Below are 14,983 nucleotides of genomic sequence, written 5' to 3'. Positions count from 1 at the left end.
CGAGCCACGGGGAGCAGCGATGGGCAGCAGGGTGCGGCGGGGGGCCGCGGGTATCGGGGCGCTGACGGCGATCGCGGTGGCGGTCGCGGCGACGGCCGGGGCGCCGGCGGCGGAACCGGGGAGGGCGAGCGGGGCGGGGGCCGCGCGGGCGTCGGCCAGCGCGCCGGTGCTGACGCTCCCGGCGCCCACCGGGCGGTATCCCGTCGGCACCGCCACCCTGCATCTGACGGACCGCCACCGCTCGGATCCCTGGGTCGCGGAGCAGCGGCACCGGGAGCTGATGGTGAGCGTGCGCTACCCGGCCACCCGGGACGCCGGGCGGTTCCCGCGGGCGCCGCAGATGACGCGGGCCGAGGCGGCCGGGTTCGACGGGCTGAACAACTTCGCCGACCACGTCCCGGCGGGAAAGGTGGCCTGGGGCGCCACCCTCACCCACGCGCACCAGGGCGCACCGGTGGCCCGGCCGGCCGGGCGGCGGCTGCCGGTGGTCCTCTACTCCCCCGGCGCCGGCGACCCCCGCGCGCTCGGCAGCACGCTCTGCGACGAACTGGCCTCCCGCGGCTATGCCGTGGTGACCCTCGACCACACCTACGAGGCGCCCGCCGTGCAGTTCCCGGACGGCCGGGTGGCGCACAGCGTGATGCGGGCGGAGCTGGCGAAGGCGCAGCGAACCGGGCGGATCACCGAGCTGCTGGAGAAGGTCAGTGCGGTGCGGGTCGCCGACACCCGGTTCGTCCTCGACTCGCTGGCCCTGACGGGGCGGGACGCGGTGCTGCCGCCCGCGCTGCGCGGCGCGCTGGACCTGACCGCGGTGGGGATGTTCGGGCAGTCGGCGGGCGGCTTCACCGCCGCGCAGACGATGCACGACGACCGGCGGATCAGAGCCGCGGTGAACATGGACGGGGTGATGGGCTACACCCAGCGCGACGACGATCCGTCGCATCCGTCCACCGTGGGGCGGGACGGGGTGGACCGGCCGCTGCTGCTGATGGGCATGGCCGGGGACGACCACCACTCGGTCGCGTCCTGGGACGCGGTGTGGCGGCACAGCGCGGCGCGCGGGACCTGGCTGCGGGACCTGACGCTGCGGGGCGGCCGGCACGCCTCCTTCACCGACGCCGAGGCGCTGGTCCCGCAGATCGCCCGGCAGTTGGGGCTGTCCCGCAAGGCCGTCACGGAGATGATCGGGACGGTCCGGCCGGAGCGCGCGGTCGCCGCCGAGCGGGCCTACGTCACCGCGTTCTTCGACCGTTGGCTGCGCGGCCGTGACCGGGGGAACCTGCTGGACGGGCCGTCCGCGCGCCACCCGGACGTGCGGTTCGTGTCCTAGGGCCTGTCCGATGGGTCAGGGTCGGGCAGACCCTGATCCTGCCCGTCGCCCCGCGTCAGCCGCTCGAACGCGGCCAGGTTGCGGGTGGACTCGCCGCGCGCCACCCGCCAGGCGTACTCCTTGCGGATCGCCGAGGCGAAGCCCATCTCCAGCAGGGTGTTGAAGCTGCCGTCGGCGTTCTCCAGGACGGTGCCGAGGATCCGGTCCAGCTCGGCGGGGGTGACGGCGACCAGCGGGAGCTTGCCGACGAGGTAGATGTCGCCGAGCTTGTCGATCGCGTAACTGACGCCGTAGAGGCGGGTGTTGCGTTCGAGCAGCCAGCGGTGGACGGCCTCGTGGTTCTCGTCCGGCCGACGGACGACGAAGGCGTTGATGGAGAGCGAGTGGCGGCCGACGACCAGCGAGCAGGTCGTGGACAGCTTGCGGGTGCCGGGCAGCTTGACGACGTAGTTGCCGGCGGCCGGCGACTCCCAGTCGAGATCCGCGTCCTTCAGGGTGCGCTCGATGACCGCACCGGCGTCCGTCGCCTGCCGCTCGCCCTCGGCGGGCCGCCGTTCCTCACCCATGCAGCGATCGTAGGTGACGGCGGCGCTCCTGCATCGCGGCGGTGTAGACATCCGCGGTCGCCCCGGCGGCGGTGTCCCAGCCGAAGGACTGGGCGTGCCGGGCCGCGGCGCCGCCCATCCGGGCGGCCAGCGAGGCGTCGTCGACGAAGCGGCGCAGCGCGCGGGCGTAGTCGGCCGGGTCGTGGCCGGCGACCAGGAAGCCGCTGACGCCGTCCCGCACGGCCACCGGCAGCCCGCCGACCGCCGCCGCGACGACCGGGGTGCCGCACGCCTGGGCCTCGATCGCCACCAGCCCGAACGATTCGCTGTACGAGGGCATGACCAGCACGGACGCGGCGCGGTACCAGTCGGCGAGCTGCTCCTGGCCGACCGGCGGGTGGAACCGGACCAGATCGGCGATGCCCAGCCGGGCGGCCAGCTTCTGCAGGCCCTCGGGCTTGGCCAGGCCGCTGCCGCTGGGCCCGCCGACCACCGGGACGACCAGCCGGGAGCGCAGCGACGGGTCCCGGTCGACCAGCGCGGCGGCGGCGCGCAGCAGGATGTCGGGGGCCTTCAGCGGCTGTATCCGGCCGGCGAAGAGCGGGATGACCGCGTCCTGCGGCAGCCCCAGGCGGGCCCGGGCGGCGGCCCGGCTGGCCGCGACGTCGCCCGGGCCGCCGTCCGTCAGCGGCCGGAAGCGGTCGAGGTTGACGCCGGGGTGGACCACCGCGACCTTGCCAGGGTCGGCGTCGTAGTGCCGGACCAGCTCGTCCGCCTCCTCGGCGGTGTTGGCTATCAGGCGGTCGGCGGCCCCGACGATCTGGGTTTCGCCGATCACCCGGGCGGCCGGCTCGGGGGTGTCGCCGTCGGCCAGCGCGGCGTTCTTGACCTTGGCCATGGTGTGCATGGCGTGCACCAGGGGGACCCGCCAGCGGTCCGCGGCGAGCCAGCCGACGTGGCCGGAGAGCCAGTAGTGGGAGTGCACCAGGTCGTAGTAACCGGGGCGGTGGCCGGCCCACGCCTGCATCACGCCGTGGGTGAAGGCGCACAGCTGGGCCGGCAGCTCCTCCTTGGCCAGCCCCTCGTACGGGCCCGCGGCGACGTGCCGGACCAGCACGCCGGGGACCAGCTCGACGGCGGGCGGCAGGGCCGCGGTGGTGGCCCGGGTGAAGATCTCCACCTCGATGCCGAGCGAGGCGAGCTTGCGGGCCAGCTCGACGATGTAGACGTTCATCCCGCCGGCGTCGCCGGTGCCGGGCTGGTGGAGCGGGGAGGTGTGCACGCTGAGCATCGCCACCCGGCGGGGGCGGCGGGCTCCGGGCAGGCGCAGCCGCGACGGACCCGCGAACTGCCTGGACGGCCCGGGGGGACCCCCATGCCGGCTGCGGAGCCGGGACACGTATTGGCTCACTGCGAGCTACCTCCTAGGCGAGGCGGGCGGCGCGCCTCCGCCCCCCTCCAACAACACCGGACCGCCATCCATTTCCGTCCGGCCCGACGTCTTCGAAATTTGTTCGTGGCGGTCCGTGTACTTCCCTTGTCCTTCCCTTCGTACTTTGCCAAAGCATGCCCACGTCCCGCAGAGCGGCCCAGGTCAGGGCTCCCGACCGGCCCTCCCGCCGGGACCCCATACCCTCGATGCATGGCCCGCCGCTCCCCCGTTTCCGCCTCCCGCACCGCCGCCGCCCCGGCCCCCGCGCCGTCCCGGCCGGTCGGAAACGCCACCCGCGGCACCACCAACCCCAACCGGCTGCGCCGCATGGACCGCTGGATCGCCGCCGAGCACGGCGCGGAGCTGCGCCGCGCCGCCGACCCGGTGGCCGTCGACCTCGGCTACGGCGCCGCCCCGTGGACCGCGCTGGAGCTGCTCGGGCGGCTGCGCACGGTGCGGCCGGACGCCCAGGTCGTCGGCATCGAGATAGACCCGGCCCGGGTCACCGCCGCCCTGCCGTACGCCCGCGCCGGGCTGGACTTCGTCCATGGCGGCTTCGAGGTGCCGCTGCCCGGCGGGCCCGGCCGCGCCCCGGTCCTCATCCGGGCCGCGAACGTGCTGCGCCAGTACGACGAGGACGAGGTCGCCGCCGTCTGGGCGCGGCTGTGCGCCCGGCTGGCGCCCGACGGGCTGCTGGTGGAGGGCACCTGCGACGAGATCGGGCGGCGCCACGTCTGGGTCGCGCTGGGTCCCGAGGGCCCCCGCACGGTCACCTTCGCGACCCGGCTCGGCTCCCTCGACACCCCCTCCGACCTGGCCGAACGTCTTCCCAAGGCGCTGATACACCGCAATGTCCCGGGCGAGCCGGTGCATGCCTTCCTGCGCGACTTCGACCGGGCCTGGGCGAGCGCCGCCCCGCTCGGCGCGCTGGGCGCCCGCCAGCGGTGGCGCGCCGCCGTCGCCTCGCTGGCCGCGGACTGGCCGCTGGCCGGGGACCCCCGCCGGCGGCGCCAGGGCGAGGTCACGGTGCGGTGGGACGCGCTGGCCCCGCGCCGCGGCGCGCCGGGGTGAGCCCGCGCCGGACACCGCGGACCCGGCCATGATCCGCCGGACAGACGCCAGCTAGGGCACGCTCCCGGCCGGGACGGCCGTACCCGCCGCCAGCTCGCGCAACCGGTCCTCGGAGACCGAGCCGGCCGGCGCGGTGTACGTCACCAGCACCTGCTCCGGGTCCACGGGCAGCCGGAAGCTCTCGAAGGTGACGGTCAGCTCGCCGACCGCCGGGTGCCGCACCCGCTTGGTGCCGCGCAGGCACTCGTGCACCCCCTGCGCCGCCCACAGTCGCCGGAACTCCGGGCTGCGGTCGAGGAGTTCATGGACCACCTCGCAGATCCGCGGGTCGTCCGGGTGCCGGCCGCTCTCGGCGCGCAGATTGCCGACGACCTCCTCGGCCTTGTTCTCCCAGTCCGGGTACCGCTCCCGCGAGGCCGGTTCGAGGAAGACCAGCAGCGCGGTGTTCCGCCGCTCGGGGGCCAGCGTCTCGATGTCCCAGGAGAGCCGGCCGCCGGTGGTGTTCCAGGCCAGGATGTCCAGACCGCGGCCCAGCACCACGGCGCCGACGGTCGGGGCCATGGCCGCCAGCAGCCGCCGGATCTCCGGGCGGACGGTCTGCGCCGGTAGCGGCGGGCAGCAGTCACCGGCCCCCTCGGCGGGCCGGCGGCGCGGCACCGCGATGTTCCGCAGATACGCCACCTCGCCGTCCGACAGCCGCAGCGCCCGTGCGACGGCGTCCAGGACGGAGTCGGAGACCGCCGGCGCCCGGCCCTGTTCGATCCGGGTGTAGTAGTCCACGCTGATCCCGGCGAGCTGGGCGACCTCCTCGCGCCGCAGCCCGCGCACCCGGCGGCGGCCGAACCCGTCGGGCAGGCCGACCTCGGCCGGATCGAGCGCGGCACGGCGCGCCTTGAGGAAGGCGCTGATCTCGATTTCCCCGTGCAGCATCACTCCAGTATGCGCCGAGGGGCGGAACGAGAAATTCCGCGGCGTCGCTCAGCCGTCCTCGTCCGGCACCCGGCCGGTCGCGTGCAGCGCGCTGAGCAGGGCCGCCACCAGTTCCCTGTCACGGTCCCGGGTGAGCAGGTCGCGGGCCGCGTCCGGCGGCAGCCACAGCATCCGGTCCACCTCCTTGTTGGGGATGAACCCGCCGCCGGTGGCCTCTGCCGCCCAGTAGCGCACCTCCTTGGGGCGACCGCCGACGAGATAGCGGACGGTGGGGAGTTCCGGGCCGATCTCGCAGGTCGCCCCGGTCTCCTCCAGCACCTCGCGCAGCGCGCCCCGCCGCGGGTCCTCGCGCGGCTTCAGCTTGCCCTTCGGGTGTGACCAGTCGCCCCACTTGGGCCGGTGCACCAGTGCCAGCTGTATCCCGTCGCCGCCGGGCGCGCGGCGCCACAGCACGCAGCCCGCCGCCCGGATCGGCCCGGCCGGCGGCCGGTCGCCGACCGCCCCGCCGTCCTTGCGGCCCGCCGTCCTGCCCATCGCTCCCCTCGCCCCGCTTCAGCCGGTGCGCTCGACGGACGGGCCCGGCAGCCACACCCGGCCGAAGGCGTAGCGAGCCGCCTCGACCTCGTGGCGCTGGTCGGCGTGGAGCACGCCCAGCGCGTAGGCGGTGGCCGGCGCGATCCGCGGCGTACGGGCCGCGGCGGCGGCAGCGGCGGCGGCCTCGGCGGCGTCCCGGTGGTGCTCCAGCGCCAGGCCGGACTCGGTCAGCCGGGAGTCGACCGCGTCCGGGGCGACCACCTCCTGGCCGTAGTGGCTCAGCCGGACCAGCAGCCGCACCTGGTGCCAGGGCGCGTCCTGGCGAGGGTCCACGGCGAGCGCGTCGGCGTTGTACGGGTGGCCGGCGCGGGCCAGCGGCAGGGTGGCGACCGCCTCGGCGAGCCGTCGGTGCGCCAGTTCGGCGAGCGGCGGCAGTGCCTCCGCGGCGGACACCTCGCCGGCCCGGCGGGCCAGCGGCGCCTCGGAGGCCAGCACCGCGAGCGCGTCCGCGACGGCGTGGAAGCGGGACGAGCCGAGCGCCTGGAGGGCGGCGGAGTGCGCCCGCGTACGGGCGAGGGTGAGCTGCCGGTCGAGCAGGGCGCCGGCGCGGGCCGCACCGGCGGCGAGCGCGCTCTCGGCGTCCGGCTCGGTGGCGGCAGCAGGGGGCGCGGCGTAAGCCGCTCCAGTGGAGCCGGTGCTTGCACCGGGGGTGGCGGTGGACGCGGCCGGGCGGGCCTCCCGGGCGCTCCGGGCGCCCCGTCCGCCCCGGCCGCCGCGCTCCGCCGCCCGCTCGATCCGCTCGCCCCGCCCGGTCAGCCGCTGCAACGCCGCCATCAGCTGGTCGCGGCGCGCCGCGCACGCCTGCTCCCGGGCCAGCGTGCCGCTCAACCAGCCCAGTTCGGCGCGGAGTTGGTCGGCCCAGATCTCCTCGGTCAGCGGCCGGAAGGTGTGCAGCGTGGCACTGATCCGGCGGGCGGCGCGGCGCAGTTGCCGGGCCGCCTCGCCCGCGCCCGCCGCGTCCGGACCGGCCTCCCGATGGAGCCGCAGACTGCGCAGGAACTCCGCGGACTGCCGGTGCAGATAGCCGGCCAGCACCTCCTCGGCCGTCCGGCCGGCGAGTTCCACCCCGCCGCCGTGGGCCGGGCCGTCGGCCAGCCCGTACGGCACCCCGTTGTCGTAACTGCCGTAACCCCGCACCGCCCCGAACGGACCGCCGTCCGCCCCGTGCAGCGCCTCCCCGTACATCCCGTCCCCGTACACACCGTCCCCCGGCCCGTCCACTACTGCCGCACGGACCCCCGGCGCGCGGCCGGGCTCGTATCCGATTCCGCTGACCATTCCGCTCCCCGAGCCGGTACCGAGGTGACCGGGCCACGGCCCCCCGGCCGGCTGGTCATGTCGCTGGGCCACGCCGGCGCCTCCGGGCGTCGATGAGCATTTCCTGTACGTTCCGCAGCGGGGTGCCGTCCGCGTCCACCGCGTGCCGGGTCCAGTTGCCGTCCGGGCCCAGGTGCCAGGACGAGGTGGAGTCCGAAGTGCCGGTCTCCAGCAGCCGGTTGAGGGCCGCCCGGTGGGCCGGGTCGGTGACCCGTACCAGCGCCTCGATCCGCCGGTCGAGGTTGCGGTGCATCATGTCGGCGCTGCCCAGCCACACCTCGGGCTCGCCGCCGTTGCCGAAGGCGAAGACCCGGGAGTGCTCCAGGAAGCGGCCGAGGATGCTGCGGACACGGATGGTCTCGCTCAGCCCGGCGACCCCGGGGCGCAGCGCGCAGATGCCGCGCACCCAGATGTCGACCGGCACACCGGCCTGCGAGGCCCGGTAGAGCGCGTCGATGACCGCCTCGTCGACCATCGAGTTGACCTTGATGCGGACATAGGCGGGGCGGCCCGCCCGGTGGTGCGCGGCCTCCTTGTTGATCCGCTGGATCAGCCCGTCGCGCAGCGAGGTGGGCGCCACCAGCAGCCGGCGGTAGGTCTCCCGCCGGGAGTAGCCGCTGAGCCGGTTGAAGAGGTCGGAGAGGTCGGCTCCCACCTGGGGGTCCGCGGTCAGCAGCCCCAGGTCCTCGTACAACCTGGCCGTCTTGGGGTGGTAGTTGCCGGTCCCCACGTGGGAGTACCGGCGCAGGGTCTCGCCCTCCTGGCGGACCACCAGGGACAGCTTGCAGTGCGTCTTCAGCCCGACCAGGCCGTAGACGACGTGACAGCCGGACTCCTCCAGCTTGCGGGCCCACTTGATGTTGGCCTGCTCGTCGAAGCGCGCCTTGATCTCGACCAGGACCAGCACCTGCTTGCCGGACTCCGCGGCGTCTATCAGGGCGTCCACGATCGGGGAGTGGTCGGAGGTGCGGTAGAGGGTCTGCTTGATGGCGAGCACGTTCGGGTCGGCCGCGGCCTGTTCCAGGAACGCCTGCACGGAGGTGGAGAACGAGTCGTAGGGGTGGTGCAGCAGGACGTCGCGGGCGCGCAGCGCGGCGAAGACGTCGGGCGCGGACGCCGACTCCACCTCCGCCAGGTCGCGGTGGGTGCCCGCCACGAACTTGGGGTACTTCAGCTCCGGGCGGTCCAGTGCCCCTATGCCGAACAGGCCGGTCAGGTCGAGCGGGCCGGGCAGCGGGTAGACCTCGGACTCGGAGACCTTCAGCTCCTGGACCAGCAGGTCCAGCACTGCCGGGTCGATGGACTCCTCGACCTCCAGGCGGACGGGCGGCCCGAAGCGCCGCCGCATCAGCTCCTTCTCCAGGGCCTGGAGGAGGTTCTCTGCGTCGTCCTCCTCCACCTCCAGGTCCTCGTTGCGGGTCACCCGGAACATGTGGTGCGCCCGCACCTCCATTCCCGGGAACAGCTCCTCCAGGTGGGCGGCGATCACGTCCTCGATGGGGACGTAGCGCTGCGGGGAGGCTTCCAGGAAGCGGGAGAGCAGCGGCGGAACCTTCACTCTCGCAAAGTGATCATGCCCGCTGACCGGGTTGCGGACGACCACGGCGAGGTTCAGCGACAGCCCGGAGATGTACGGGAAGGGGTGCGCCGGGTCCACCGCCAGCGGCGTGAGCACCGGGAAGATCTGCTGCCGGAACAGCGTGAACAGCCGGGCCTGCTCCTTCTCGGTCAGATCGGGCCAGCGGATCAGGTGAATGCCCTGGTCAGCGAGTTCCGGGGCGATGTCCTGCTGGAAGCAGGCGGCGTGCCGCGCCATCAGCTCCCGGGAGCGCGTCCAGATCTGCTCCAGCACCTCGCGGGGCTGGAGCCCGGAGGCGGAGCGGGTGGCGACCCCGGTCGCGATCCGCCGCTTGAGGCCGGCGACCCGGACCATGAAGAACTCGTCCAGATTGCTGGCGAAAATCGCAAGGAAGTTCGCCCGTTCGAGCAGCGGGGTGGCCGAGTCCTCGGCCAGCTCCAGCACCCGCTCGTTGAACGCCAGCCAGCTGCGCTCCCGGTCCAGGAAGCGCCCGCTGGGCAGCTCCTCGCCGTTCGCACCCGGGACGCCGTGGTCGTCGTAGGCATCCGGATCGGCATCCAGGTCGGGCTCCAGCCCGGAGACGGCGCGACGAACGGCGTTCGGGCGGTGCGCGGCGATCGAGCCCACCGACGGCTGCACCGAGGGCTGCTGCACCGAGGAGCCTGCCACCCTCGGCGATTCCTGGGACGGCATCTCAGGCTGGGCCGGGGCCTGAGCGCTGCGCTGCTGGGTCATGTCCTTATTCTTCCGCGCTCGGGCGCTTCCAGGCGCGTCAGGAGGAGACGGCGCGATCGCGATCTCTAGCCGCGGTTTCGGGACGTTCGGCACAGCGGGCTGCATTCAGTGATGCTTGCAAGCGATATTGAATGGCCGGTAACGCGAACATGGCGGCCAGGGAAGCGGGAGACCACTCCGGGGTGATTTCCGGTCACCCGCCCGCCGGCGATCTTCACACCCGCCAATCCGGGCGAAGCACCGGAAGCCGGACCGGCACCGCCGCCGGTATCCGGAAAGTCCGCTGCGCGGCCCGCCCCCGCTCCCTACGCTGAGCGCGTGCTCAGACCTTCCACACCGCCCATACCGCCGCTCCCCGCGCTGCCGCCGCTCCCGTTCACCCCCGCCTACCCACTGCGGACCGAGCGCCTGGACCTCCGCCCCGTACGCCACGACGACTTCGACGCCATCTACGCCTACCAGCGTCGCCCCGAGGTCTGCCGTTACCTCTACTGGGGCCCGCACGACGAGGCCGCCTCCCGCGCCTCCGTCGCCGACAAGACGACCCGCACCACGCTGCGCGAGTCCGGCGACTTCCTCCAGCTCGCCGTCGTCGTCCACGAGACCGGCACCCTGGTCGGCGACGTCACCTTCTTCTACACCAGCCGCCGGCACCGCCAGGGCGGCATCGGCTACGTCTTCAACCCCGAGCACGCCGGCCGGGGCTACGCCACCGAGGCCGCCCGCGCCCTGCTGGAGCTGGGCTTCGAGCAGCTCGGACTGCACCGCATCCAGGCCGAGTTGGACGGCCGCAACACCGCCTCCGCGAAACTGCTGGAGCGCCTGGGCATGCGCCGCGAGGGCCATCTGCGGGAGAACGAGTTCCTGGCCGGCGAGTGGAGCGACGAGGTGGTCTACGCGATGCTGGCGCGCGAGTGGCGCGCCGGGCGGGAGCGCCCCTCGGAGTCCTCCTGACCGTGACGGCGGGTGCGGGGCGGGCCCGGGTGCCCGCCCCGCCCCGCACCGGTCACGTCTCCGACCGGTACATCAGGTCGGTCTCGTGGGTGACGAACCCCAGCCGCTCGTAGACCGTCACCGCGGCCACGTTGTCCGCGTCCACGTAGAGCATCGCGGTCGCCAGCCCCTGCGCCGCCAGGTGCCGCAGCCCGATCGCGGTCAGCGCCTTGCCCAGGCCGCCGCCCTGCGCGCCCGGCTGCACGCCGAGGACGTACACCTCGCCCAGGCCCTCCTCGGCGTGCACCTTCGTCCAGTGGAAGCCGACCAGCGCGCCCTCCCGCTCCGCGAGGAAGAAGCCCTTGGGGTCGAACCACGGCTCGCCCTTGCGGTCGTCGAGGTCGCGCTGGGTCAGCGAGCCCTGCTCGGGGTGGTGCGCGAAGGCCGCCGCATTGACCTCCAGCCAGGCCGCGTCGTCGGTCTCCGGCTGGAAGGTCCGCACCGTCACCCCGTCGGGGAGCACCGGCTCCGGCAGGTCCAGGTCCGCCAGCGACCGCCGCATCTGCCGCAGCTCGCGGAACATCGTCAGCCCCAGGGTCTGCGCCAGGTGCCGGGCGGCCGGGTGCCCGCCGTGCGCCCACACCCGCAGCCGGCGCCCGGACTGGACGAGCAGCTCGCCGCCGAGCGCCCGGCCGTGGCCGCGACCGCGGTACCCCGGGTGGACGACCAGCTCGGCGGCCGGCGCCTCCACCGGGTCGGTGTCCTCCAGCTGCCCGTACCCGACCAGCTCCTCACCGCTCTCGCCGGGCGCGTACACCAGCAGATGCCGCACGCCCTCGCGCCGACCGCCCCGCAGCTGGAGCCGCCCCTGCTCGGACACGGCCGGTTGCCCGTCCGTCCGCGCGGCCCGTTCGATCAGCTCAAGGACGGCCGCGGCCCCTTCCGGCGCGAGCTCGTCAACCACCTGGATCCTGCGACCGGTCCGACCCATCTCCTGTGCAGCGTCAGTCATGCCTGAAGCGTACGACGCTGCCGCGGCGTCACGCGGGTGTCGCGGGCGCCGCCGCGTTCCGCATCGCCACCGCACCGTCACCGAGCCGTAAACCGCGCCCCCCTATCCCTCTACGCGCGTCGACAATATGCTGCCGTCCGCTCAGCACCATCCATGGAGGGGAACCATGCCACCGACACCTCAACGGCGCCGTCTCGCCCGCAGATTGGCGGCCGGCGCCGCCGTGCTCGCCACCGCCGCGGGCGTCACCCTGACCACCACCGCCCCGCCCGCCGGCGCCGACAGCGGCCGCGCGCACCGCCCGGCCGGCACGGTCGACGTCCAGCTGCTCTCCTTCAACGACTTCCACGGCAACCTCGAACCGCCGCAGGGCTCCTCCGGCACCGTCGAGGAGCTCCAGGCCGACGGCACCAAGAAGACCGTCCCTGCCGGCGGCGTCGAGTACCTGGCGCAGTCCCTCCGCACCGCCCGCAAGGGCCACCCGTACTCCGTCACCGCGGCGGCCGGCGACGTGATCGGCGCCAGCCCGCTGCTCTCCGGCCTCTTCCACGACGAGCCGACCATCGAGGCGATGAACAAGCTCGGCCTCGACGTCACCTCCGTCGGCAACCACGAATTCGACGAGGGCCGCGCCGAGTTGACGCGGATGCAGCGCGGGGGCTGCCATCCCAAGGACGGCTGCTACGAGAAGGGCAAGACCTTCAAGGGCGCCGACTTCCCCTACCTCGCCGCCAACGTCACCGACGACCGGACCGGCAAGCCCATCCTCAAGCCGTACACGATCTGGCAGCACAAGGGCGTCAAGATCGGCTTCATCGGCGTGACGCTCAAGGGCACCCCGGACATCGTCAACGCCGACGGCGTCAAGGGCCTGACCTTCCACGGCGAGGTCGAGACGATCAACAAGTACGCCAAGGTCCTCGACCGCCAGGGCGTCAAGGCGATCGTCGCCCTCATCCACGAGGGCGGCCTGCCCGCCTCCACGTCCTACAACTACGACTGCGACAGCCCCGGCCCGGGTGCAGGCATCTCGGGCCCGATCGTCGACATCGCCAAGCACGTCAGCCCCAAGGTCGACGCCCTCGTCACCGGTCACACCCACCAGTCCTACACCTGCACCATCCCCGACCCGGCCGGTCACCCCCGCACGGTCACCTCAGCCGCCTCCTACGGCCGCCTGTACACCGACACCACCCTCACCTACGACCGCCGGACCCACGACATCGTCCGCACCGCGGTGCACGGCCCGCACGCGGCCAACCACGTGGTCGACCGCACCCAGCCCAAGGCCGCGGACATGACGTCCCTGATCGCCCGCTGGAACAAGCTGGCCGCCCCGGTCGCCAACAAGCCCGTCGGCTACATCTCCGCCGACATCAACGGCCGCGGCGCCGGCACCCCCGAGGAACCCCTGGGCGACGTCATCGCCGACGCCCAACTGGCGGCCACCCAGGACACCGGAAAGGGCGGCGCCCAACTCGCGCTGATGAACCCCGGCGGCATCCGCTCCGACCTCGCCTACAAGGCGTCGGGCAACGAGGGCGACGGCGTCGTCACCTACGCCGAGGCGTTCACCGTCCAGCCGTTCACCAACATGACCAACGTCGTGGACCTGACCGGCGCCCAGCTGCTGACCGCCCTCCAGCAGCAGGTCAGCGGCCCCAACGAGGCTTCCCCCAAGATCCTCCAGATCTCCCGGGGCCTCACCTACACCCTCGACATGACCAAGACCGGCGCCGCCCGCGTCGTCGCCGACTCCGTCAAGCTCAACGGCGCCGCCCTGGACCCCGCCAAGACCTACCGGGTCGCCATGAACGAGTTCCTGGCCGGCGGCGGCGACGGCTTCCCCGCCCTCAAGCAGGGCACCAACAAGTACGTCGGCCCGTCGGACCTCGACGCCCTCACCGCCTACCTGACGGCCCACTCGTCCCCGACCGCCCCGCTGGCCCCGCCGAAGGCGGACCGCATCACCGTGGTGAAGTAACCACCCGGGAAGGGCCGTCCGCCCGGCCCGCGCCCACGGCCCCGGTCGTCCGCCTCTCTACGGCGGACGACCGGGGCCGCTGCGGTGCACCGCGTGGCGCGGGTCGCGTCAGAACAGGTGGAAGGAGAAGCCGAAACCCATGACGGCCATGGCCAGGCCGATGACGAGGAACACCGGCCCGATGACATAGTCGCCCCACCTCTTCTCGTGGTGGGCACGCCAGAGGACGAAGGTCAGGTAGGCACCGGCCCCGACGATCACGCACCCGGCAAGCCCCAGGAGCGCCAGGAAGAAGGGGGCCCAGCCAGGGTCGGGGTGGTTCGGATCGATGTGCACGACCGACGCCAGGATCACCCCGTCGGGCTCACCGATCAAGAGCCGCTCACCCCCTTCTCGGCTTCGTCATAATCCTTGGAAAGGTTCTGAAGGTCACTCTCGATACCCGAGCCGCCTTCGTAGATACCCGTGTTGAGTCCCGTGCGGAAAGCGTTCCGGTACGCCCCGTCGATGAGCTCGCCCTGTTCACCGCCACCCTCGCCGCCGAGACTGTGCCCCTCCATCTTCCCCAGGACGCGGTCGCCGACGTGGTTCCCGAGGGCACCGGTGGCAGCATTCGTGCCCATGTCCCATACGGTCGTCCCGCCGTCCTTGCCGTCCCACATGTCGGCGGTAAGTCCGCCGGCGATGTTGCCGAGCGCACCATTGACCGCGCTGCCTCCCAGGCCCTCGCCCTTGAGCACTCTGCCGACCGCGCCTGTCAGATGGGCGCCCTCCGCCAGCGATGCACCGCCCGCCGTGAACGCGGCCGTGCCGGCTGCTTCCTTGGCCGCGGTCTTGAAATCTTCGCCCACCGTCACCGGTTGGCCGTTGAGCGCCTGATTGATCATCAAGCTGCCTGAATCAGCGACGAAGTTCGTGGCGAAGCCCTCTGCGAACCTGCCGCCGACCCGTGCCACCGCGACGAGCATCTTCTCCAGCGTCGCCGCGGCCTCGGCACTCATCCCGAAGAACCGCTCCAGCAGCTCCGCCACCTTCTCCGCCGCCGACGTGAACAGCTTGACCAGGTCCATGATCTTGGCGACCTTCGCGGCCACGGCAGCGTTGGCGACGAGGTCGGAGAGGAATCCGGTGAAGAACGACAGCGCGGCGCCGAGCACCTCCATCTCGGCGATCTGCACGCAGATGTCGATGATCTCTTCGTTGATCTTGTCGATCTCGCCGGCGAATTCCCGTAGTCCGTCCGCGACTTGGTGAAAGTTCTTCGCGACGTCGGTGATGGTCTTCTTCTGGTCCTGCCAGTGCTTCTCGAAGGCGTCGCGGGCCGCGCCGTACCAGCCCTGCTTGTCGACACCGTCGATGGCGCGGTCGAGGGCCCCTACGGTCTTGGTCAGGTCGTTGCCCATGGCGTCCCAGCCACGGGCGATCTCGCGCAGCGTGTCGCCGTTGCCGCCCGGGAGCTCCACGCCGAACGCCTGGAGGATCTCCAGGACCTTGCCGTCGATCCAGCTGTTGACGCTCACC

13 protein-coding genes are annotated in these 14,983 nt (G+C 73.2%); 4 read left to right on the top strand and 9 right to left on the bottom strand.

Annotated features, from left to right (window positions below; genetic code table 11):
- Positions 1–19 precede the first annotated feature (19 nt).
- A complete protein-coding gene (locus tag JNO44_RS25260; protein ID WP_205366209.1) occupies positions 20–1,330 on the top strand; it encodes an alpha/beta hydrolase family protein in 1,311 nt (436 codons plus the stop codon).
- Here the strand turns inward: JNO44_RS25260 and JNO44_RS25255 are convergent.
- A complete protein-coding gene (locus tag JNO44_RS25255) occupies positions 1,327–1,896 on the bottom strand; it encodes a type III secretion system chaperone family protein (RefSeq protein WP_205366208.1) in 570 nt (189 codons plus the stop codon). The genes JNO44_RS25260 and JNO44_RS25255 overlap by 4 nt on opposite strands.
- Entirely contained in the window at positions 1,889–3,286 is a 1,398-nt protein-coding gene (gene mshA / locus JNO44_RS25250; protein WP_420882679.1) for a D-inositol-3-phosphate glycosyltransferase, read from the bottom strand. Before mshA ends, JNO44_RS25255 begins: the two co-directional genes overlap by 8 nt.
- A 231-nt stretch (positions 3,287–3,517) precedes the next feature.
- On the opposite strand from mshA, the gene JNO44_RS25245 reads away from it, so the two are divergent.
- A complete protein-coding gene (locus tag JNO44_RS25245) occupies positions 3,518–4,378 on the top strand; it encodes a class I SAM-dependent methyltransferase (protein WP_205366207.1) in 861 nt (286 codons plus the stop codon).
- 51 nt (positions 4,379–4,429) lie between these two features.
- Here the strand turns inward: JNO44_RS25245 and JNO44_RS25240 are convergent, their stop codons facing one another.
- The 4 genes from JNO44_RS25240 to JNO44_RS25225 all read right to left on the bottom strand — a co-directional run bounded on the left by JNO44_RS25240 (position 4,430) and on the right by JNO44_RS25225 (position 9,533).
- A complete protein-coding gene (locus tag JNO44_RS25240) occupies positions 4,430–5,308 on the bottom strand; it encodes a helix-turn-helix transcriptional regulator (RefSeq protein WP_205366206.1) in 879 nt (292 codons plus the stop codon).
- Between the two features lie 48 nt (positions 5,309–5,356).
- On the bottom strand, positions 5,357–5,842 hold the full coding sequence (locus JNO44_RS25235; RefSeq protein WP_205366205.1) for an NUDIX hydrolase: 486 nt from the start codon (positions 5,840–5,842) through the stop codon (positions 5,357–5,359).
- An 18-nt stretch (positions 5,843–5,860) separates the two neighbouring features.
- Positions 5,861–7,102, bottom strand: coding sequence for a CHAD domain-containing protein (locus JNO44_RS25230; RefSeq protein WP_420882754.1), 1,242 nt, complete (start codon positions 7,100–7,102; stop codon positions 5,861–5,863).
- 133 nt (positions 7,103–7,235) lie between these two features.
- Complete coding sequence (locus JNO44_RS25225; protein ID WP_205366204.1) at positions 7,236–9,533, bottom strand: RNA degradosome polyphosphate kinase; 2,298 nt, start codon at positions 9,531–9,533, stop codon at positions 7,236–7,238.
- Between the two features lie 318 nt (positions 9,534–9,851).
- On the opposite strand from JNO44_RS25225, the gene JNO44_RS25220 reads away from it, so the two are divergent.
- A complete protein-coding gene (locus JNO44_RS25220) occupies positions 9,852–10,487 on the top strand; it encodes a GNAT family N-acetyltransferase (RefSeq protein ID WP_205366203.1) in 636 nt (211 codons plus the stop codon).
- Positions 10,488–10,539: 52 nt separating this feature from the next.
- Here JNO44_RS25220 and mshD read toward each other — a convergent pair whose 3' ends face one another.
- Positions 10,540–11,457 (bottom strand): mycothiol synthase, encoded by a 918-nt coding sequence (mshD, locus tag JNO44_RS25215; protein ID WP_420882753.1) that lies wholly within the window; start codon positions 11,455–11,457, stop codon positions 10,540–10,542.
- 187 nt (positions 11,458–11,644) lie between these two features.
- Between mshD and JNO44_RS25210 the strand changes: the two genes are divergently transcribed.
- Entirely contained in the window at positions 11,645–13,462 is a 1,818-nt protein-coding gene (locus JNO44_RS25210; RefSeq protein WP_205366201.1) for a bifunctional metallophosphatase/5'-nucleotidase, read from the top strand.
- Positions 13,463–13,570: 108 nt separating this feature from the next.
- On the opposite strand, the gene JNO44_RS25205 is transcribed toward JNO44_RS25210, so the two are convergent.
- Together JNO44_RS25205 and JNO44_RS25200 are read right to left on the bottom strand one after the other, a co-directional pair.
- Positions 13,571–13,837 carry a hypothetical protein gene (locus JNO44_RS25205; RefSeq protein WP_205366200.1) on the bottom strand — a complete coding sequence of 89 codons (267 nt, stop codon included), beginning with the start codon at positions 13,835–13,837 and terminating at the stop codon, positions 13,571–13,573.
- Positions 13,834–14,982, bottom strand: coding sequence for a WXG100-like domain-containing protein (locus tag JNO44_RS25200; RefSeq protein WP_205366199.1), 1,149 nt, complete (start codon positions 14,980–14,982; stop codon positions 13,834–13,836). The genes JNO44_RS25205 and JNO44_RS25200 overlap by 4 nt, the downstream gene beginning before the upstream one ends.
- Position 14,983: the final 1 nt, after the last annotated feature.

The sequence above is a fragment of the Streptomyces noursei genome (genome assembly GCF_016917755.1).
In the GTDB taxonomy this organism is placed as follows: domain Bacteria; phylum Actinomycetota; class Actinomycetes; order Streptomycetales; family Streptomycetaceae; genus Streptomyces; species Streptomyces yunnanensis.
Note: the sequence above shows the minus strand (reverse complement) of the source record. Positions and strands in the feature narration are given on the sequence as shown.